The 21155-nt window shown below is 61.3% G+C and carries 18 protein-coding genes and 1 riboswitch; of the genes, 15 read left to right on the forward strand and 3 right to left on the reverse strand.

What is annotated here, in order from left to right; genetic code table 11:
* Positions 1-318 precede the first annotated feature (318 nt).
* Both AD666_RS02500 and AD666_RS02505 read right to left on the reverse strand, forming a co-directional pair.
* Positions 319-534: a hypothetical protein gene (locus AD666_RS02500; RefSeq protein WP_053147206.1), complete on the reverse strand. Its 216-nt coding sequence runs from the start codon at positions 532-534 to the stop codon at positions 319-321.
* Between the two features lie 18 nt (positions 535-552).
* A complete protein-coding gene (locus AD666_RS02505) occupies positions 553-816 on the reverse strand; it encodes a DUF2790 domain-containing protein (RefSeq protein ID WP_053147209.1) in 264 nt (87 codons plus the stop codon).
* 430 nt (positions 817-1246) lie between these two features.
* On the opposite strand from AD666_RS02505, the gene acs reads away from it, so the two are divergent.
* From acs to astE, 13 genes are all read left to right on the forward strand, one after another.
* On the forward strand, positions 1247-3202 hold the full coding sequence (gene acs / locus AD666_RS02510) for an acetate--CoA ligase (protein ID WP_053147211.1): 1956 nt from the start codon (positions 1247-1249) through the stop codon (positions 3200-3202).
* A 696-nt stretch (positions 3203-3898) separates the two neighbouring features.
* Positions 3899-4672, forward strand: coding sequence for an ABC transporter substrate-binding protein (locus AD666_RS02515; RefSeq protein WP_053147213.1), 774 nt, complete (start codon positions 3899-3901; stop codon positions 4670-4672).
* 90 nt (positions 4673-4762) lie between these two features.
* On the forward strand, positions 4763-5452 hold the full coding sequence (locus AD666_RS02520; RefSeq protein WP_053147216.1) for an ABC transporter permease: 690 nt from the start codon (positions 4763-4765) through the stop codon (positions 5450-5452).
* Complete coding sequence (locus AD666_RS02525; RefSeq protein WP_053147218.1) at positions 5449-6147, forward strand: ABC transporter permease; 699 nt, start codon at positions 5449-5451, stop codon at positions 6145-6147. Before AD666_RS02520 ends, AD666_RS02525 begins: the two co-directional genes overlap by 4 nt.
* A gap of 56 nt (positions 6148-6203) precedes the next feature.
* Positions 6204-6968, forward strand: coding sequence for an ABC transporter ATP-binding protein (locus tag AD666_RS02530; RefSeq protein WP_053147221.1), 765 nt, complete (start codon positions 6204-6206; stop codon positions 6966-6968).
* A 113-nt stretch (positions 6969-7081) separates the two neighbouring features.
* Positions 7082-8062, forward strand: coding sequence for a transcriptional regulator ArgR (gene argR, locus AD666_RS02535; protein ID WP_053147223.1), 981 nt, complete (start codon positions 7082-7084; stop codon positions 8060-8062).
* A 357-nt stretch (positions 8063-8419) separates the two neighbouring features.
* Positions 8420-9640 (forward strand): aspartate aminotransferase family protein, encoded by a 1221-nt coding sequence (locus AD666_RS02540; RefSeq protein ID WP_053147224.1) that lies wholly within the window; start codon positions 8420-8422, stop codon positions 9638-9640.
* 201 nt (positions 9641-9841) lie between these two features.
* Positions 9842-10861 (forward strand): arginine/ornithine succinyltransferase subunit alpha, encoded by a 1020-nt coding sequence (aruF, locus tag AD666_RS02545; RefSeq protein WP_053147227.1) that lies wholly within the window; start codon positions 9842-9844, stop codon positions 10859-10861.
* A gap of 43 nt (positions 10862-10904) precedes the next feature.
* Complete coding sequence (gene astA, locus AD666_RS02550; protein WP_053147229.1) at positions 10905-11930, forward strand: arginine N-succinyltransferase; 1026 nt, start codon at positions 10905-10907, stop codon at positions 11928-11930.
* Entirely contained in the window at positions 11927-13396 is a 1470-nt protein-coding gene (gene astD / locus AD666_RS02555) for a succinylglutamate-semialdehyde dehydrogenase (RefSeq protein ID WP_172679580.1), read from the forward strand. Before astA ends, astD begins: the two co-directional genes overlap by 4 nt.
* 171 nt (positions 13397-13567) lie before the next feature.
* Complete coding sequence (gene astB / locus AD666_RS02560) at positions 13568-14914, forward strand: N-succinylarginine dihydrolase (protein WP_053147233.1); 1347 nt, start codon at positions 13568-13570, stop codon at positions 14912-14914.
* Between the two features lie 68 nt (positions 14915-14982).
* Complete coding sequence (locus tag AD666_RS02565; RefSeq protein WP_053147236.1) at positions 14983-15270, forward strand: hypothetical protein; 288 nt, start codon at positions 14983-14985, stop codon at positions 15268-15270.
* 12 nt (positions 15271-15282) lie between these two features.
* Entirely contained in the window at positions 15283-16290 is a 1008-nt protein-coding gene (gene astE / locus AD666_RS02570) for a succinylglutamate desuccinylase (RefSeq protein WP_053147238.1), read from the forward strand.
* A 139-nt stretch (positions 16291-16429) separates the two neighbouring features.
* On the opposite strand, the gene AD666_RS02575 is transcribed toward astE, so the two are convergent.
* On the reverse strand, positions 16430-16939 hold the full coding sequence (locus tag AD666_RS02575; protein ID WP_053147240.1) for a 6,7-dimethyl-8-ribityllumazine synthase: 510 nt from the start codon (positions 16937-16939) through the stop codon (positions 16430-16432).
* Positions 16940-17039: 100 nt separating this feature from the next.
* Positions 17040-17206: riboswitch (FMN riboswitch) on the reverse strand.
* A gap of 147 nt (positions 17207-17353) precedes the next feature.
* Here AD666_RS02575 and ltaE point away from each other — a divergent pair.
* Together ltaE and alaS are read left to right on the forward strand one after the other, a co-directional pair.
* The gene (gene ltaE / locus AD666_RS02580) at positions 17354-18358 is read left to right on the forward strand and encodes a low-specificity L-threonine aldolase (protein ID WP_053147242.1); all 1005 of its coding nucleotides are present in this window, start codon (positions 17354-17356) and stop codon (positions 18356-18358) included.
* A gap of 144 nt (positions 18359-18502) precedes the next feature.
* On the forward strand, positions 18503-21124 hold the full coding sequence (gene alaS, locus AD666_RS02585) for an alanine--tRNA ligase (protein ID WP_053147244.1): 2622 nt from the start codon (positions 18503-18505) through the stop codon (positions 21122-21124).
* Positions 21125-21155: the final 31 nt, after the last annotated feature.

Raw genomic sequence — 21155 nt, forward strand, 5'->3', positions numbered from 1 at the left:
TGATTCCCTGTAAGGGAATATTGCGGGCCCGTTTAAGGCCGCATTATAAGGACTTTTTTGCCTACGTGGTGCGGCGAAAGAGCCCACGGAGGAGGGCGCGGATGTCAAATTCCCACGGGAGTGAGGATTTATAAGGCTTTCATCGCCGCAGGCCCGCTGAGAATTTTTTTTGCCTGGGTCGGGTGACGGTTGTTTTTGATCAAAAAAACAGCAATTTTTGTGATTAAGCACAACATGTTGTGTTTGTGAAGGCTTTTCTGTGGTTTCAGACACAATCAGGCCCGGTCGAAACCGGGCTCCGGAAAATGCCAGTTATGATCAATCGGTACGGGCCGAGCCGGTGTGATCACTGCCATCGGCGGCGACGGTGTCCGGGTTGGCGCGGTCGTGGTCGTCGCTGGCGAGCGTGGCCGTGTCCGCGGTGTCGTAGCGGCTGATTGCGGCGGCGGAACCGGTGCGGTCAAAACCGTCGGCGGCGAACGTCTGGGTGGCCATCACGGACAGGGTCAGTGCGAGGAACAGATGGGTTTTCATGGTGGTTGCTCCTTGTTATCAGCCGTTGGAGCAGCCGTTGCCCATGACGCTGTAGCGCAGGATGTGGCGCTGACCTTTGGAGTCGTCGTATTCCATCTTCGCCGGCACGACTTCGCAGACGTTCGGGATTTCGCTCATGGAAATGACTTTGGCGATGTCCAGGTGGGTGGAATAGGTGTATTCCTCGATCGCCGGTTTTTGTTGGGCAACATCGGTCGGGGCCTCGTCTGCCATCGCGGTGGCGCACAGGCTGCCGAGGACCAGAACCCATAGAGCTTTCATCTGTTTCACCTTTTCTGAGGTCGAGTGGGGTCACGCAACCTTTTTGGGGTTGCGTGTGGAGCGGGTATTGGAAAGTTTGATTAACGGCCTTCGTGGGGGCTGTGTTGCGTTAATCGCGTTTGCCGGTTGGCGAGTTGAATTTTAGGGAGCAGGGTTGGAGGTAAACAGACCGGGTTTTGATAAACACTTTTGGTTGATTTGGTAATAATCGCTGACGGCCGAAGAGTGTCTGTCAATTTGTGTTGGATTTACGGGCGTCATCGCGAGCAGGCTCGCTCTTACTAGGGAAGTGGGGGGCGGGCAAGGGACTTGTACGTTAGTACCGACATTTTGTAGGGACTTGTTACTACCATCGTCGAATGGTTCTATAGGCCCGCCCCAGGCTACAACGGGACCATACAAAAACAACTATGTCACCGAGGTAAGAAAGATGAGTGCGGCTTCTCTGTATCCTGTTCGTCCCGAGGTTGCGGCTAGCACGCTGACTGACGAGGCGACCTACAAGGCCATGTACCAACAGTCGGTGGTCAACCCGGATGGTTTCTGGCGCGAGCAGGCCAAGCGCCTCGACTGGATCAAGCCTTTCAGCACGGTGAAGCAGACATCCTTCGACGATCACCATGTCGACATCAAGTGGTTTGCCGATGGCACGTTGAACGTGTCCTACAACTGCCTGGACCGTCACCTGGCCGAGCGTGGCGATCAGGTGGCGATCATCTGGGAAGGCGACGATCCGTCCGAGAGTCGTAACATTACTTATCGCGAGCTGCATGAAGAAGTCTGCAAGTTCGCCAACGCCCTGCGTGGCCAGGACGTGCACCGCGGCGACGTCGTGACCATCTACATGCCGATGATCCCCGAAGCCGTAGTCGCCATGCTGGCCTGTGCCCGGATCGGCGCGATCCACTCGGTGGTGTTCGGTGGCTTCTCCCCTGAAGCCCTGGCCGGGCGGATCATCGACTGCAAATCCAAAGTGGTGATCACTGCCGACGAAGGTATTCGCGCCGGCAAGAAGATCCCGCTCAAGGCCAACGTCGACGATGCGCTGACCAACCCGGAAACCAGCAGCATCCAGAAAGTCATCGTGTGCAAGCGCACCGCGGGCAACATCAAGTGGAACCAGCACCGCGACATCTGGTACGAAGACCTGATGAAAGTGGCCGGCACCGTGTGCGCGCCGAAGGAAATGGGCGCCGAGGAAGCACTGTTCATCCTCTACACCTCCGGTTCCACCGGCAAGCCCAAGGGCGTGCAGCACACCACGGCCGGCTACCTGCTCTACGCGTCCCTGACCCATGAGCGCGTGTTCGACTACAAACCGGGCGAAATCTACTGGTGCACCGCCGACGTCGGCTGGGTCACCGGCCACAGCTACATTGTCTACGGCCCGCTGGCCAACGGCGCGACCACGTTGCTGTTCGAAGGCGTGCCGAACTACCCGGACATCACCCGCGTTGCCCAGGTCATCGACAAGCACAAGGTCAACATCCTCTACACCGCGCCGACTGCGATCCGCGCCATGATGGCCTCGGGCACCGCCGCGGTCGACGGCGCCGACGGCAGCAGCCTGCGCCTGTTGGGTTCGGTGGGCGAGCCGATCAACCCGGAAGCCTGGGACTGGTACTACAAGAATGTCGGCAAGGAACGTTGCCCGATCGTCGACACCTGGTGGCAAACCGAAACCGGTGGCGTGCTGATCAGCCCGTTGCCGGGCGCCACGGCGTTGAAGCCAGGTTCGGCCACGCGTCCGTTCTTCGGTGTGGTGCCGGCACTGGTGGACAACCTCGGCAACCTGATCGAAGGCGCGGCCGAAGGCAATCTGGTGATCCTCGATTCCTGGCCAGGTCAGGCGCGGACGCTGTACGGCGACCACGACCGTTTCGTCGACACTTACTTCAAGACCTTCAGCGGCATGTACTTCACCGGTGACGGTGCCCGTCGCGACGAGGATGGCTACTACTGGATCACCGGTCGGGTGGACGACGTGCTCAACGTGTCCGGCCACCGCATGGGCACCGCCGAGATCGAAAGCGCCATGGTTGCCCACCCGAAAGTCGCCGAAGCAGCAGTGGTGGGTGTGCCTCACGACATCAAGGGGCAGGGGATCTACGTCTACGTCACCCTCAACGCGGGCGAAGAAACCAGCGAAGCGCTGCGCCTGGAGCTGAAGAACTGGGTGCGCAAGGAGATCGGCCCGATTGCTTCGCCGGATGTCATCCAGTGGGCGCCGGGTTTGCCGAAAACCCGCTCGGGCAAGATCATGCGCCGCATCCTGCGCAAGATCGCCACGGCGGAATACGACAGCCTGGGCGATATCTCCACCCTGGCTGATCCGAGCGTGGTAGCGCACCTGATCGAGACGCACAAGACCATGAACGTCGCTTGACGCTCACCGCTAGAACCGAAAGCCCCGCCCGGTAGTTGCCGGGTGGGGCTTTTTTCGTTTGTGAGGCACAACTTGTGGAAGCAAAGCTTGTGGGGATACAGCTGTGGGAGCAAAGCTTGCTCGCGATGCAGGCGCCTCGGTTTCCGAAAGACCGCATCGCCTGCATCGCGGGCAAGCCTTGCTCCCACAGTTCACACAGCCCCGCAGCCCGCCACAAACCCACAACCCCGGCGGCGAATAAATATCGATCTTTAAAGTGGGACGCTTCCGAGCGTTACCGAGGTTTCGAAATGTGTAACCCAAGGCACCGCAACGGGGCGACGGGAAACGCAAAGCCCTGTTTCAGGGCGTTTGCAAGCGCCTCGAAAAATTAGGCGACACGCTGTGCTTGCCGGATTAGAAGGGTTTGCGAATAATGGGCCCGCTATTTGCAGCTTAGATCGGTTCCCCTTCTTTTGCTCTTGCATGAATTTGCGGGGCTGTCAATGCGCTCGAACAGCTTTCTCGGTGCTTCTGTAATTTGTTGTCGCATTGAAGAAATATCGGCTTCGGGCCTGTCGTTAGAATGCCGATCACTCGCTCGTCGTGGCCTGTGTTGAATCGAACGCAGGCTTCCTAGGACGCAGCCGTCCACCCATTCGCATATTGGGCTGTTGCTCACTCTGCCGTTTTGCCCTTTACCGATGGAGTCCCAAGATGAAGAAACTCGTGCTGCTTGGCGCCCTGGCACTGTCCGTGCTGTCCTTGCCGACCTTCGCCGATGAAAAGCCCCTGAAGATCGGTATCGAAGCGGCGTACCCTCCGTTTGCCTCGAAAGCCCCGGACGGCAGCATCGTGGGTTTTGACTACGACATCGGCAATGCGCTGTGCGAAGAAATGAAGGTCAAGTGTCAGTGGGTCGAGCAGGAATTCGACGGCCTGATCCCGGCGCTGAAGGTGCGCAAGATCGATGCGATCCTGTCTTCGATGTCCATCACTGAAGATCGCAAGAAGTCCGTGGACTTCACCAACAAGTACTACAACACCCCGGCGCGTCTGGTGATGAAGGCCGGTACCCAGGTCAGCGATAGTTTGGCCGAGCTCAAGGGCAAAAACATCGGCGTGCAGCGCGGTTCGATCCACGAACGCTTCGCCCGTGAAGTCCTGGCCCCGCTGGGTGCCGAGATCAAGCCATACGGCTCGCAGAATGAAATCTACCTCGATGTGTCCGCCGGGCGCCTCGACGGTACCGTGGCAGACGCCACTCTGCTGGACGACGGTTTCCTGAGGACCGACGCCGGTAAAGGTTTTGCTTTCGTAGGCCCGGCCTTCACCGATGAGAAGTACTTCGGCGATGGTATTGGTATCGCGGTTCGCAAGGGCGATGCCCTGAAAGACAAGATCAACAGCGCGATTGCCGCCATTCGTGCGAATGGCAAATACAAGCAGATCCAGGACAAGTACTTCGCCTTCGACATCTACGGCAAGTAACGACGTCTCGCTACTCGTGCGAAATGGCGCAAGCAACAGGCTCCCTGCGGTTTGCGCCATTTTTTCATCCCACTTTCGAGGACCTGAATCATGTTGAAAGGCTACGGGGCTGTCATCCTCGATGGCGCATGGTTGACGCTTCAGCTCGCCTTGTCGTCCATGGCCCTGGCCATCGTTCTGGGGCTGATCGGGGTCGCGTTGCGCCTCTCGCCGGTGCGTTGGCTGGCGTGGTTGGGCGACCTGTACTCTACCGTTATTCGCGGCATCCCCGACCTGGTGCTGATCCTGCTGATCTTCTACGGCGGCCAGGACTTGCTCAACCGTGTGGCGCCGATGCTGGGTTATGACGACTACATCGATCTGAACCCGCTGGCGGCCGGTATCGGCACCCTGGGTTTCATCTTCGGCGCGTACCTGTCGGAAACCTTTCGTGGCGCGTTCATGGCCATCCCCAAGGGGCAAGCCGAGGCGGGCCTGGCGTATGGCATGAGTGGCGTGCAGGTGTTCTTCCGGGTGATGGTGCCGCAGATGATTCGCCTGGCGATCCCGGGGTTCACCAACAACTGGCTGGTGTTGACCAAGGCCACCGCGCTGATTTCGGTGGTGGGCCTGCAAGACATGATGTTCAAGGCCAAGCAGGCGGCGGATGCCACTCGTGAGCCTTTCACCTTCTTCCTGGCAGTGGCGGCGATGTACCTGGTGATCACCAGTGTCTCGTTGCTGGCATTGCGTCACCTCGAGAAGCGCTATTCGGTAGGCGTAAGGGCGGCTGATCTATGATCTTCGACTACAACGTCATCTATGACGCCTTGCCGCTGTACTTCAGCGGCCTGCTGACCACCTTGAAGCTGCTGGCCCTGTCGCTGTTCTTCGGCCTGCTGGCGGCGTTGCCCCTGGGCCTGATGCGGGTGTCCAAGCAGCCCGTCGTCAACATGACGGCCTGGCTCTACACCTACGTGATCCGTGGCACGCCGATGCTGGTGCAGCTGTTCCTGATCTACTACGGGCTGGCACAGTTCGAGTTCGTGCGCGAGAGCTTCCTCTGGCCATGGCTGTCCAGCGCGACCTTCTGTGCGTGCCTGGCATTCGCCATCAACACCAGCGCCTACACCGCCGAGATCATTGCCGGCAGCCTGCGGGCCACGCCCAACGGTGAAATCGAAGCGGCCAAGGCCATGGGGATGTCGCGCGCCAAGCTGTATCGCCGGATCCTGCTGCCGTCGGCATTGCGCCGGGCGCTGCCGCAATACAGCAACGAAGTGATCATGATGTTGCAGACCACCAGTCTGGCGTCCATCGTGACCCTGATCGACATCACTGGTGCCGCGCGCACGGTGAACGCCCAGTATTACTTGCCGTTCGAGGCTTACATCACGGCCGGTGCCTTCTACCTGTGCCTGACCTTCATCCTGGTGCGCCTGTTCAAACTGGCCGAGCGTCGCTGGCTGAGTTACCTGGCCCCGCGCAAGCACTGATAACGCATCGACCCGCTCGACTGCTCAACGACTGACGTTTTGTGAGAACCGACCGCATGTACAAGCTTGAAGTCCAAGACCTGCATAAACGCTATGGCAGTCACGAAGTGCTCAAGGGCGTGTCCCTGAAGGCCGCCGCCGGCGATGTGATCAGCATCATCGGCTCCAGTGGCTCCGGCAAGAGCACCTTCCTGCGTTGCATCAACTTGCTTGAGCAACCCCATGCCGGCAAGATCCTGCTCAACAACGAAGAGCTGAAACTGGTGGCCGGCAAGGACGGCGCCTTGAAGGCGGCGGACCCCAAGCAGCTGCAGCGCATGCGCTCGCGGTTGTCGATGGTGTTCCAGCATTTCAACCTGTGGTCCCACATGACGGCGTTGGAAAACATCATCGAAGCACCGGTGCATGTGCTGGGCGTGTCCAAGGCCGAGGCTCGCGAGAAGGCCGAGCACTACCTGAACAAGGTTGGCGTGGCTCACCGTAAGGACGCTTACCCGGGCCACATGTCCGGTGGCGAACAGCAGCGCGTGGCAATTGCCCGTGCGCTGGCGATGGAGCCTGAAGTGATGCTGTTCGACGAGCCGACCTCGGCGCTGGACCCGGAGCTGGTGGGCGATGTGCTCAAGGTGATGCAGGCCCTGGCCCTGGAAGGTCGGACCATGGTGGTGGTGACCCACGAAATGGGCTTTGCCCGCGAGGTGTCCAACCAGCTGGTGTTCCTGCACAAGGGGATCGTCGAGGAAAGCGGCAACCCGCGGGAAGTGCTGGTCAATCCGCAGTCGGAACGCTTGCAACAATTTCTGTCGGGCAGCCTGAAGTAACCGCTCCCGTTACGCACCTGATTTGGATCATGCCGCGCACTCGGTGCCAGATGGTCTAATTTGGTTGCAGCCGCTTTTGGCTTTAACACTGTTTTCGCTTCGGATTGCCCGCCATGACTGCCCATCGAATTGGTTTCCTGATTTGGCCCAGCACTAAAGCCTTGACGCTGGCGCTGGCCGAGGAGGCCTTGCGTGTCGCTCAGCGGGTGCATCCTGAAGTGATCTACGAACTGTCGTTCCTGCAGGCCGAGCCGCCGGTCGAGAATGGCTGGCAACTGCCGGGCGAGCCTTGGGCGGGCAAGCTCGAAGGCTTGCAGAAGCTGTTCCTGCTGGCCGATGAACCGCCGGCTGCACTGGCTTCGAACCTGAGCAGTGCCCTCAAGCAACTGGTGCGTGCCGGTTGTGTGATCGGCGGGTTGTCGGCCGGTGTCTATCCCCTGGCCCAGCTAGGCTTGCTCGACGGTTACCGCGCCGCCGTGCACTGGCGTTGGCAGGATGATTTCTCCGAGCGTTTCCCCAAGGTCATCGCCACCAGCCACTTGTTCGACTGGGATCGCGATCGCCTGACCGCCTGCGGTGGCATGTCGGTACTCGACCTATTGCTGGCGGTGCTGGCCCGGGACCACGGCGCGGAGCTTTCCGGGGCGGTATCGGAAGAGCTGGTGGTCGAGCGCATCCGCGAAGGTGGCGAGCGCCAGCGCATTCCGTTGCAAAACCGCCTGGGCTCCAGCCATCCGAAGCTCACCCAGGCCGTGCTGTTGATGGAAGCCAACATTGAAGAACCGTTGACCACCGACGAAATCGCCCAGCATGTGTGCGTCTCCCGCCGGCAACTGGAGCGGATCTTCAAGCAATACCTCAACCGCGTGCCGAGCCAGTATTACCTGGAACTGCGCCTGAACAAGGCCCGGCAGATGTTGATGCAGACCAGCAAATCCATCATCCAGATCGGCCTGTCCTGTGGCTTCTCCTCGGGGCCGCATTTCTCCAGCGCCTACCGCAACTTCTTCGGCGCCACGCCGCGGGAAGATCGCAACCAGCGGCGCAGCAGCAACCCCTTCGAATTGTCTTCGGTGCCGTCCGAGCGCGGCTAGGACTAGCCTGCGGGGCTGTGGTTGCTGTGGGAGCAAGGCTTGCCCGCGATGCAGGCGCCCGCATTTATACAGGCTAACCGAGTCATCTTCATCGCGAGCAAGCTTTGCTCCCACAGATCCTCCCCATAGGCGTTGTGTGTGTTAATGGAAATCTGGATGCCGGCACCTCAAATCCCGCCACAACGTTTAAACTGCGCCTTTGCGACGCTATTTGTCGCATTGCCATAAACCCGCTGAAAACGGGGGTTGGCGCTATAAGAAGTTGTCGCTTGGCGACAAGGCCGGGCCGAAAACTGTCCTTACAATCCCTCCATCACTCGCCAGTTCCAGGCGGGTGTTCCTCTTCAGGAGACTCCGATGTCCGTTGAGCAAGCCGCCGTACAACGCGCCGATTTCGACCAGGTAATGGTCCCCAACTATGCACCTGCGGCCTTCATTCCGGTGCGTGGCGCCGGTTCCCGTGTGTGGGACCAGTCCGGTCGCGAGTTGATCGATTTCGCCGGCGGTATCGCGGTCAACGTGCTGGGTCATGCCCACCCCGCATTGGTTGGAGCCTTGACCGAACAGGCCAACAAGCTGTGGCACGTGTCCAACGTTTTTACCAACGAGCCGGCGCTGCGCCTGGCCCATAAACTGGTCGATGCGACCTTCGCCGAGCGCGTGTTCTTCTGCAACTCCGGCGCCGAAGCCAACGAGGCCGCCTTCAAGCTGGCCCGTCGTGTCGGGTTCGACCGTTTCGGCAGCGAGAAGTACGAGATCATCGCCGCGCTCAACAGCTTCCACGGTCGCACCCTGTTCACCGTCAACGTTGGCGGGCAGTCGAAGTACTCCGACGGTTTCGGTCCTAAAATCACCGGCATCACCCACGTTCCCTACAATGACCTGGCGGCGTTGAAAGCGGCCGTTTCGGACAAGACCTGCGCCGTGGTTCTGGAACCGATCCAGGGCGAGGGGGGCGTGTTGCCGGCCGAGCGGGACTACCTGCAAGGCGCCCGTGAGCTGTGCGATGCGCACAACGCACTGTTGGTGTTCGACGAAGTGCAGACCGGCATGGGCCGCAGCGGCGAATTGTTTGCCTACATGCATTACGGCGTGACCCCGGACATCCTCACCAGTGCCAAGAGCCTGGGCGGCGGTTTCCCGATCGCGGCGATGCTCACCACCGAAGCGCTGGCCAAGCACCTGGTGGTGGGTACCCACGGCACCACCTACGGCGGCAACCCACTGGCTTGCGCCGTGGCCGAGGCAGTGATCGATGTGGTGAATACTCCTGAAGTGCTCGGCGGTGTGAAGGCCAAGCATGACAAGTTCAAGACCCGCCTGGAGCAGATCGGGGCCAAATACGGCCTGTTCACTCAGGTGCGTGGCCTGGGCCTGTTGATCGGCTGCGTGCTGAACGACGCCTGGAAAGGCAAGGCCAAGGACATCTTCAACGCCGCCGAACAGGAGGGCCTGATGATTCTGCAAGCCGGTCCGGACGTGATTCGCTTCGCCCCGAGCCTGGTGGTGGAAGACGCCGACATCGACGCCGGCCTGGACCGCTTCGAACGGGCCGCGGCGAAGCTGACCCAGGTTTGATCCTTACAGGCTGAACCGGCTCCATGGGGAGCCAGGTTCCTGTGGGAGCCGAGCTTGCTCGCGATGGGATCGCCTCGGTTTGACAGGTAGAGCTCATTGTCTGCATCGCGAACAAGCTTTGCTCCCACAGGGAGCCTGTATTTTTTCTTGTGTATCGACCTCTTTCGGTCGACCCCTTTATTTCAAGTAAGGAGTGACACCATGCTGGTGATGCGCCCCGCGCAAATGGCTGATCTGGGCGAGGTACAGCGTCTGGCTGCGGACAGCCCGATCGGTGTCACTTCCTTGCCGGATGACGTGGAACGCCTGAGCGACAAGATCGCCGCAAGCGAAGCCTCGTTTGCCGCCGAAGTCAGTTTCAATGGCGAAGAAAGCTATTTCTTCGTCCTGGAAGACACCGCCACCGGCAAACTGGCGGGCTGTTCGGCCATCGTCGCGTCGGCCGGTTACTCCGAGCCGTTCTATAGCTTCCGCAACGAAACGTTCGTCCACGCGTCCCGCGAACTGAAGATCCACAACAAGATCCACGTGTTGTCCCAGTGCCACGACCTGACTGGCAACAGCCTGCTGACCAGCTTCTATGTGGTCCCTGAACTGGTCGGCTCGCCCTGGGCAGAACTCAATTCTCGCGGACGCCTGCTGTTCGTCGCCAGCCATCCGGAGCGGTTCGCCGATTCGGTGGTCACCGAGATTGTCGGTTACAGCGATGAGAATGGCGATTCGCCGTTCTGGGACGCCATCGGCCGTAACTTCTTCGACCTCAACTACGCCGCCGCCGAGCGTTTGTGCGGGCTGAAAAGCCGTACGTTCCTCGCCGAGCTGATGCCTCATTATCCGATCTACGTGCCGCTGCTGCCGGACGCTGCTCAGGAAGCCATGGGCCAGGTTCATCCACGTGCGCAGATCACCTTCGACATTCTGATGCGCGAGGGTTTCGAAACCGATCACTACATCGACATTTTTGACGGTGGCCCGACCCTGCATGCCCGTGTCTCGGGGATCCGCTCGATTGCCCAGAGCCGCGTGGTGCCGGTGAGGATCGGCGAGCCCGTCAAGGGTGCCGGTCGCCAATATCTGGTGGCCAATGCCCAGTTGCAGGATTACCGCGCCGTGCTGCTCGAGCTCGATTACGCGCCGGGCAAACCGGTGACCCTGGACATGGAAGCGGCCGAGGCCCTGGGCGTCGGCGAAGGCGCCAGCGTGCGCCTGGTGGCGGTTTAATGAGTTTCGCGGGCGGCGTGAGCGGCCCGTTTGAGGAGATAGCATGATCGTTCGTCCCGTACGCAGCAGCGATTTACCCGCCCTGATCGCCCTGGCCCGCAGCACCGGCACCGGCCTGACCACCTTGCCAGCCAACGAAGAGCGCCTGGCCCATCGGGTCGGCTGGGCCGAGAAGACTTTTCGCGGCGAGGCCGGGCGCGGCGATGCGGATTATCTGTTCGTGCTTGAGGACGACGACGGCAAAGTGGTGGGCATTTCCGCCATTGCCGGTGCCGTAGGGCTGCGTGAGCCCTGGTACAACTTCCGCGTCGGCCTCACGGTCAGTGCTTCCCAGGAATTGAACATCTATCGGGAAATCCCGACCCTGTTCCTGGCCAACGACCTGACCGGTAACTCCGAGTTGTGTTCGCTGTTCCTGCACGCCGATTACCGCAATGGCCTCAACGGTCGCATGCTGGCCAAGGCGCGGTTGCTGTTCATCGCCGAATTCCCGCAACTGTTCGGCAACAAGATCATCGCCGAAATGCGTGGCATGTCCGATGAAACCGGTCGTTCGCCCTTCTGGGAAAGCCTGGGCAGGCACTTCTTCAAGATGGAATTCAGCCAGGCCGATTACTTGACCGGCGTGGGTAACAAGGCGTTCATCGCCGAGCTGATGCCCAAGTTTCCGCTGTACACCTGCTTCCTGTCCGAGGATGCCCGGGCCGTGATCGGCCAGGTTCACCCGGACACCGAACCTGCGTTGTCGATGCTCAAGAGCGAAGGGTTCAATTACCAGGGTTACGTCGACATCTTCGACGCCGGCCCGGCCGTGGAATGCGAGACCGCCAAGATCCGCGCGGTTCGCGATAGCCAGGCGCTGGTATTGGCCATCGGCACGCCGGGTGACGACGCCACGCCGTTCCTCATTCATAACCGCAAGTGCCTGGACTGCCGCATCACGGCCGCTCCGGCGCGCTTCGCCTCGGGAACCCTGGTGGTCGATCCGCTGACCGCCAAACGTCTTCAACTCAACGCCGGCGACCAGGTGCGTGCCGTTGCGTTGTCCGCTGCTCGGGAGTCGAAATGATGAAGTCGCTGTACATCGCGGGAAGTTGGCTCGAAGGCCAGGGCGACGTCTTCGAGTCGTTGAACCCGGTGACCCAGCAGGTGTTGTGGTCGGGCAAGGGCGCCACGGCGGCGCAGGTCGAGTCGGCGGTGCAGGCAGCGCGCCAGGCGTTCCCGGACTGGGCGCGACGCTCTCTGGATGAGCGTATCCAGGTGATGGAAGCGTTTGCCGCTGCCTTGAAGGGCCACGCTGACGAACTGGCCCATTGCATCGGTGAGGAAACCGGCAAGCCGCTGTGGGAAGCTGCCACTGAAGTCACCAGCATGGTCAACAAAGTCGCTATCTCGGTGCAGAGCTACCGCGAGCGCACTGGCGAGAAGAGCGGCCCGCTGGGCGACGCCACCGCCGTGTTGCGCCACAAACCCCACGGCGTGGTGGCGGTGTTTGGCCCCTATAATTTCCCCGGGCACTTGCCCAACGGCCATATCGTGCCGGCGCTGCTGGCCGGTAACAGCGTGCTGTTCAAGCCCAGCGAACTGACGCCGAAAGTCGCCGAGCTGACGGTCAAATGCTGGATCGAGGCCGGCCTGCCGGTGGGCGTGTTGAACCTGCTGCAAGGCGCCCGGGAAACCGGCATTGCCCTGGCGGCGAACCCAGGTATCGACGGATTGTTCTTCACCGGCTCCAGCCGTACCGGCAATCTGCTGCATCAGCAATTTGCCGGTCGCCCGGACAAGATCCTGGCCCTGGAAATGGGCGGCAACAACCCGCTCGTGGTGGATGAGGTGGCGGATGTCGATGCGGCGGTGTACACCATCATCCAGTCCGCATTCATTTCCGCTGGCCAGCGTTGCACCTGCGCGCGCCGCCTGCTGGTGCCGGAAGGGGCGTGGGGCGATGCCTTGCTGGCGCGCCTGGTGGCGGTCAGCGCGACCCTTGAGGTCGGTGCCTTCGATCAACAACCGGCGCCGTTCATGGGGTCGGTGATTTCCCTGGCGGCAGCGAAAGCATTGATGGATGCCCAGAACCATCTGCTGGGCCTGGGGGCCGTGCCGTTGCTGGCCATGACCCAGCCAGTGCCCCAGGCAGCGTTGCTGACGCCGGGGATTCTGGACGTGACGGCGGTGGCCGAGCGGCCGGACGAAGAACTCTTCGGGCCGTTGTTGCAGGTGATCCGCTACACGGATTTCCCGGCAGCCATCGCCGAGGCCAACAACACCCAGTACGGCCTGGCCGCCGGATTGCTGTCCGATTCCCTGGCGCGTTACGAGCAGTTCTGGCTGCAAAGCCGAGCGGGCATCGTCAATTGGAATAAACAACTGACCGGCGCTGCCAGCAGCGCGCCGTTCGGCGGCGTCGGCGCCTCGGGCAACCATCGCGCCAGCGCCTATTACGCGGCCGACTATTGCGCGTACCCGGTGGCGTCTCTGGAAACCCCGAGCCTTGTCATGCCGGCTGCCCTGACGCCTGGCGTGAGAATGGCGTAGACCCCATCGCGGGCAAGCCTTGCTCCCACGGGTGTGTGCGGTCCCTGTTAGAACAAGGCTTGCCCCCACAGGCTTATGCAATCTCCTGTGGGAGCAAGGCTTGCCCGCGATAGCCGCGCCACCGTTGTTACTTGATGCCTATAAAAAACAGATTCTCGTGGAGCCTCGCTGATGAAATCCTTTGAAGTCAACTTTGACGGTCTAGTGGGGCCGACCCATAACTACGGCGGGCTCTCGTACGGCAACGTCGCGTCCCAGAGCAATAGCCAGCAGTCCTCCAACCCCAAGGAAGCGGCGTTGCAGGGCCTGGCGAAAATGAAAGCGCTGATGGACATGGGCTTCCAGCAAGGGGTGCTGGCGCCCCAGGAGCGCCCCGACGTAGCAGCCCTGCGTCGGCTTGGCTTTGCCGGCAGCGACGCCCAGGTCATCCAGCAGGCGGCGAAAGAAGCGATGCCGCTGCTGGTCGCCAGTTGCTCGGCTTCCAGCATGTGGGTGGCGAACGCCGCCACGGTCAGCCCGAGCGCCGACACCGCCGACGGCCGCGTGCATTTCACTGCCGCCAACCTCAACTGCAAATACCACCGCAGCATCGAGCACCCGACCACCAGTCGCGTCCTGGGGGCGATGTTCGCCGATCAGCAGCACTTCGCCCATCACGCCGCATTGCCGGCGGTGGCGCAATTCGGCGACGAAGGCGCGGCCAACCACACCCGTTTCTGCCGGAGCTACGGCGAGGCCGGGGTCGAGTTCTTCGTGTTCGGACGCAGTGCCTTCGATACCCGTTACCCGGCGCCGCAAAAGTACCCGGCGCGCCAGACCCTCGAGGCGTCCCGCGCCGTCGCACGCCTGCACGGCTTGCGGGACGAGGGCGTGGTATACGCTCAGCAGAACCCGTTCGTGATCGATCAGGGTGTGTTCCATAACGATGTGATCGCGGTAGGCAACGGCGAGGTGCTGTTCTATCACGAGGACGCGTTCCTCGAGACCGAAAGGATGCTGGCTGAGCTGAACAGTAAACTCGCCAACGTCGGTGGGAAATTTCAATCCGTCTGCGTACCGCGTTCCGCGGTTACCGTCGACGATGCGGTTCGTTCCTACCTGTTCAATAGCCAGTTGCTGTCGCGTCCCGACGGCTCGATGCTCTTGATCGTACCGGAAGAGTGCCGCAGCAATGCGCGCGTCTGGCAATACCTGCAAGGCCTGACGAGCTCTGGCGGGGTCATCCGCGAAGTGAAAGTCTTCGACCTCAAGCAGAGCATGCAGAACGGCGGCGGCCCTGCTTGCCTGAGGTTGCGCGTGGCGCTCAACGAAACCGAACTGGCGGCCGTCAATCCAGGGGTTATCATGACCGCGTCGTTGTACGATTCGCTGACCCGGTGGGTCGAGCGTCATTACCGCGACCGCTTGACCGAGAGCGATCTGGCGGACCCGCAATTGTTGCTCGAATGCCGGTCGGCGCTGGATGAACTGACACAAATACTTAAACTGGGCGCGGTTTATCCATTCCAGATCAATTGAAAGCGCGCGCGACCTGACTACAGTCAAGGCAGGGCGCGTGGTCTTATCCCCGAACGAGAACGTAAAACATGAGTGATTCCCTGCAACTGATTCTTGAAGACACCGACGGCACCCAGCTGCAAACTTCCTGCACCCGCGTCGCGGTGATGTGGCAGGGCAAGGAGTTGTGGATCCAGCAGGATGGCCGCGGTCAGTTGCTGATCGGCGTGGACGTGGAGGAGGGGGACGAGGAATACGCCAACCTGTTGTTGCGCCCATTGGCCACCAACCTGGTCAGTCTGCAACTGGAAATGGAACCGGCCGACCTCGGCGACGATGACCATGTCCATGGCCCGGATTGCGGCCACGACCACTAAGGAAACCGCGCTATGCTCGCCCTCGGCAAACTGCTTGAACTGACCCTCGCCGGCCGTGAACCGGCGGAGAAGACTCAACTGACTGTCGAAGGCGTACGGATGCGCTGGTTGAGCGAGGGCGCGCTGGAGGTCAAGCCGCCCGAAGCCCGGGATAACGGCCTGGATTTACTGCTGTCGGCCGGTATCCACGGGAACGAAACCGCGCCGATCGAATTGCTCGACCGCCTGCTGCACGACATCGCCCGTGGCGACCTGAAGCCACGGGCCCGTATTCTGTTCCTGTTCGGCAACCCCGAGGCCATCCGCCGCGGCGAGCGCTTCGTCGATCAGGACGTCAACCGGCTGTTCAATGGCCGTCATGAACTGAGTGGCGGGCCCGAGGCGTTGCGGGCTTGCGAGCTGGAGCGGCTGGCGGCCAGTTTCTTCAATAAGCCGGAGCGCAGTCGCCTGCACTACGACCTGCACACTGCCATTCGCGGTTCGAAGATCGAACAGTTTGCCCTGTATCCATGGAAGGAAGGGCGACAGCATTCACGTCGCGAGCTGGCCCGTCTGCGCGCCGCCGGCATGGAAGCGGTACTGCTGCAAAACAAGCCTTCCATCGTGTTCAGCGCCTACACCTATGATCAGCTCGGCGCCGAGTCCTTTACCCTGGAGCTGGGCAAGGCCAGACCGTTCGGGCAAAACGACGGCGTCAACGTCAGCCTGCTGGAGGCCCGCCTGAAGCAGATCATCGAAGGCGACGAGCCCGAGGAGGACGAGGGCCTGGACGGGCTCCAGCTGTTCAGCGTGGCGCGGGAAATCATCAAGCACAGCGACAGCTTTCGCCTGAACCTGCCAGCGGACATCGAGAACTTCTCTGAACTGGAAAAAGGCTACGTCCTGGCCGAAGACATTGCCCAGACCCGCTGGGTCATCGAAGAAGAGGGTGCCCGGATCATTTTCCCGAACCCCAAGGTCAAGAACGGCTTGCGGGCCGGGATTCTGATTGTGCCGGCGACCGACGAAAACCTGGCCTGAGACAACGAATTCCAGAATGTGGGAGCGAGCCGTGGGAGCAAAGCTTGCTCGCGATGGCGTCGGGTCAGGCTGCATTGATGTCGACTGACCCACCGCTATCGCGAGCAAGCCCGCTCCCACAGGGGATTTGCGTCTAGCGTCAGACCGCGACCGCCCGCTGCTCAGTGCGACGCAACGCCCTGGTCTTGTGCAACGTATCGGCACAGGTCTTCGCCGCTTCCTGGCCCTTGTGCACGAAATGCTCGAAGAAGAATTTCTGATGCTCCTCCCCGGCATGGAAGTGATGCGGCGTGAGCACGACCGAGAACACCGGCACTTCGGTTTCCAACTGGACCTGCATCAGGCCGCTGATCACCGACTGGGCGACGAACTCGTGGCGATAGATGCCGCCATCCACCACCAGACCGGCGGCGACGACGCCGGCGTAGCGGCCTGACTTGGCCAGCAGCTTGGCATGCAGCGGGATTTCGAAGGCGCCGCCGACTTCGAAGAAGTCGATATCGCTCTCCTGATAACCCTGGTTGATCATCTCAGCGACAAAGCCTTTGCGGCTCTGGTCGACGATTTCCTTGTGCCAGCAAGCCTGGATGAACGCAATGCGCTCGCCTGGATGGTGTTTGGTCTTGCTGTCGATTGCGGTGGGTTGCATGTTCTGGTTCCTGTTTGTTTGAAAAACAGGGCGTCATGAATCGAAGGGGATTCGAGGGTACGCCGCGAACAGACGGTCGCAGGCGGCCCTTGGGTGCCAATCCCGTTCTCTCTTCATCCGGACTATGACCGTCGGCCCCGGAATCACACCGGGTCTGCTGACCTTGCCGCTGCACCACCAAAAGCCGTGCATCGCCAAGCGCTCGCGGGCTATGCACATAGTGCAATTACCGCCGGTGGGGAATTGCACCCCGCCCTGAGAACGTTATGCCGCCATGTCGTGTGCGGCGTAGGATTTTTAACACATAACCTTTGTGGGAGCGAGCGGTGGGAGCAAAGCTTGCTCGCGATGGCGCCAACACATTTAATGGTCCTCCGAAAGGGAATTCCCCCACCTGAACCCGAGGCCAGATTCATGAGCGTTATCGATCTTCGCAGCGACACGGTCACCCAACCTTCCGCCGCCATGCTGGATGCCATGGCCAGCGCGCCTACCGGCGACGATGTGTATGGCGAGGATCCGACGGTCAACCGCCTGGAAGCCGAACTGGCCGGACGCCTGGGCTTCGCTGCGGGGTTGTTCGTGCCCAGTGGCACCATGAGTAACCTGCTGGGGTTGATGGCCCATTGCGAGCGCGGTGATGAATACATCGTCGGCCAGCAGGCCCACACCTATAAATACGAAGGGGGTGGGGCGGCGGTGCTCGGTTCGATCCAGCCCCAGCCCCTTGAAGTGCAGGCGGACGGCTCCCTGGATCTGGCGCAGGTGGCGTCAGCCATCAAGCCCGACGACTTCCACTTCGCTCGCACCCGCCTGTTGGCTTTGGAAAATACCATGCAGGGCAAGGTCCTGCCGCTGGATTACCTGGCCCGTGCCCGGCGTTTCACCCAGGAGCATGGACTGGCCCTGCACCTGGACGGCGCGCGGCTCTATAACGCCGCTGTGAAGCTCAACGTCGATGCCCGGGAGATTACCCGGCATTTCGACTCTGTCTCGGTGTGCCTGTCCAAAGGCCTCGGCGCCCCGGTGGGCTCGGTGCTATGCGGCACCGACGAGCTGATCGGCAAGGCCCGGCGTCTGCGCAAGATGGTCGGCGGCGGCATGCGCCAGGCCGGGATCCTGGCGGCGGCGGGGCTGTATGCGCTGGATCATCAAGTCCCGCGCCTGGCCGATGACCACGCCAATGCCCAGCGGTTGGCCGACGGTTTGCGTGGGGCGGGCTACGAGGTAGAGCCGGTGCAGACCAATATGGTCTATGTGCAGATGGGCGAGCGGGCCGAGGCGATCAAGGCGTTTGCCGCTGAGCGTGGTATCCGGCTCAGCGCGGCGTCACGTTTGCGGATGGTGACGCATATGGACGTCAGCGCCGGGCAAATCGACCAAGTGGTTGCCACTTTCGTCGAATTTTCCGGCAACTGATCGCCCAGGTGGCCCAATTGACAGTTTCTATCGCATAACACGCTGTACCCCAAGCGCAGGGCCGATATAATGCGGCCCTTTGCCGTTGCTTCGTCTGTCGACGTTTGCACAGGCCTTTGGCCGCAGCCTCCGTGGAAGAACCTAATGAAAAGCGCAGAAATCCGTGAAGCCTTCCTTCGCTTCTTCGAAGAGCAAGGCCACACCCGAGTAGCCTCCAGCTCTTTGATTCCGGGCAACGACCCGACCCTGCTGTTCACCAACGCGGGGATGAACCAGTTCAAGGACTGCTTCCTGGGCCAGGAAAAACGTGCCTACACCCGTGCGGTGAGCAGCCAGAAGTGCGTGCGTGCCGGCGGCAAGCACAACGACCTGGAAAACGTCGGCTATACCGCTCGTCACCACACCTTCTTCGAAATGCTGGGTAACTTCAGCTTCGGCGACTATTTCAAGCGCGACGCCATCACCTTTGCCTGGACCTTCCTGACCTCCGAAAAGTGGCTGAACCTGCCCAAGGAAAAGCTCTGGGTCACGGTCTACGCCACCGATGACGAGGCCTATGACATCTGGACCAAAGAGGTCGGTGTCCCGCCTGAGCGCATGGTGCGTATCGGCGACAACAAGGGCGCGCCTTACGCCTCCGACAACTTCTGGACCATGGGCGACACCGGCCCGTGCGGCCCTTGCACCGAAATCTTCTACGATCACGGCGCCGACATCTGGGGCGGCCCACCCGGTTCGCCGGAAGAGGATGGCGATCGCTACATCGAGATCTGGAACAACGTGTTCATGCAGTTCAATCGCACCGCCGACGGCGTGTTGCATCCGCTGCCGGCGCCATCGGTGGATACCGGCATGGGCCTGGAGCGGATCAGTGCGGTCTTGCAGCACGTTCACTCCAACTATGAAATCGACCTGTTCCAAAGCCTGCTGAGCGCTTCGGCTCAGGCCATCGGTTGCACCAACGACAACCAGGCATCGCTGAAAGTGGTCGCCGACCACATCCGCTCCTGCGGCTTCCTGGTCGCCGATGGCGTGCTGCCATCCAACGAAGGTCGTGGCTATGTGCTGCGCCGGATCATCCGTCGCGCCTGCCGCCACGGCAACAAGCTGGGCGCCAAGGGCAGCTTCTTCTATCAGATCGTCGCGGCCCTGGTGGCCGAGATGGGCGATGCCTTCCCGGAACTCAAATCCCAGCAGGCGCACATCGAGCGCGTGCTCAAGGCGGAAGAAGAACAATTCGCCAAGACCCTGGAACAAGGCCTGAAAATCCTCGAGCAGGACCTGGCAGAGCTCAAGGGCAACGTGGTTCCGGGCGACGTGGTGTTCAAGTTGTACGACACCTATGGCTTCCCAATGGACCTGACCGGCGACATCGCCCGTGAGCGTAACCTGACCCTGGATGAGAAAGGTTTCGAGCGCGAGATGGAAGCCCAGCGGGAACGCGCACGCTCCGCCAGCGCCTTTGGCATGGACTACAACAGCCTGGTCAAGGTCGATGTGGCCACCGAATTCACCGGCTACGCGGGCACCACCGGCTCGGCCAAGATCGTTGCCATCTATAAGGATGGGCAATCGGTCGACATCTTGAGCGAAGGCCAGGAAGGCGTGATCGTGCTGGACACGACGCCGTTCTATGCCGAGTCCGGCGGCCAGATCGGCGATAGCGGCTACCTGCAGGCCGGCAACTCGCGTTTCGACGTGCGGGACACCACCAAGACCGGTGGCGCATTCCTGCACCACGGCGTGCTGGCCTCGGGCAGTCTGATGGTCGCCGCCCCGGTGGCAGCCCACGTCGATGCCGAGGTGCGTCACGCCACGTCGTTGAATCACTCCGCCACGCACCTGCTGCACGCAGCGTTGCGCCAGGTGCTGGGTGAGCACGTTCAGCAGAAAGGCTCGTTGGTAGACAGTCAGCGCCTGCGCTTCGACTTCAGCCACTTCGAAGCCATCAAGCCTGAGCAGCTCAAGGCACTGGAGGACATCGTCAACGCCGAGATTCGCAAGAACTCCCCGGTGGAAACCGAAGAAACCGACATCGACACCGCCAAGAAGAAAGGCGCGATGGCGTTGTTCGGCGAGAAGTACGGCGACAGCGTGCGCGTGCTGAGCATGGGTGATTTCTCCGTGGAGCTGTGCGGTGGTATTCATGCCAACCGGACCGGCGACATCGGCCTGATGAAGATCATCAGCGAGGGAGGCGTGGCGTCGGGCGTACGGCGTATCGAAGCGGTCACCGGCGCTGCCGCGCTGGCGTACCTCAACGCCGCCGAAGAACAACTCAAGGAAGCGGCGAGCCTGATCAAGGGCAGTCGTGACAACCTGATCGACAAGCTGTCGGCTGTGCTGGAGCGCAACCGCCTGCTGGAAAAACAGCTGGAGCAGCTACAGGCCAAGGCCGCCAGTGCTGCGGGTGACGATCTGTCGGCCCAGGCCGTGGATGTCAAGGGCGTGAAGGTCCTGGCCGCGCGCCTGGATGGACAGGATGGCAAGTCGCTGCTGGCGCTGGTCGATCAACTGAAAAACAAACTCGGCCGCGCAGTGATCCTGCTCGGCAGTGTCCATGAGGAAAAGGTCGTTCTCGTCGCAGGCGTGACCAAGGACCTGACCGGCCAACTCAAAGCCGGTGATTTGATGAAGCAGGCCGCTGCGGCAGTGGGCGGCAAGGGCGGTGGTCGTCCGGACATGGCGCAAGGCGGCGGTACCGATGCCGGCGCGCTGGACGCGGCACTGGCCCAGACCGTTGCATTTGTAGAGCAGGGTATTTAAGGCGGTGCTTCGGGCTCGCGGTCTAGTCGCG

Source organism: Pseudomonas sp. Pf153, from assembly GCF_001269775.1.
GTDB lineage: Bacteria > Pseudomonadota > Gammaproteobacteria > Pseudomonadales > Pseudomonadaceae > Aquipseudomonas > Aquipseudomonas uvaldensis.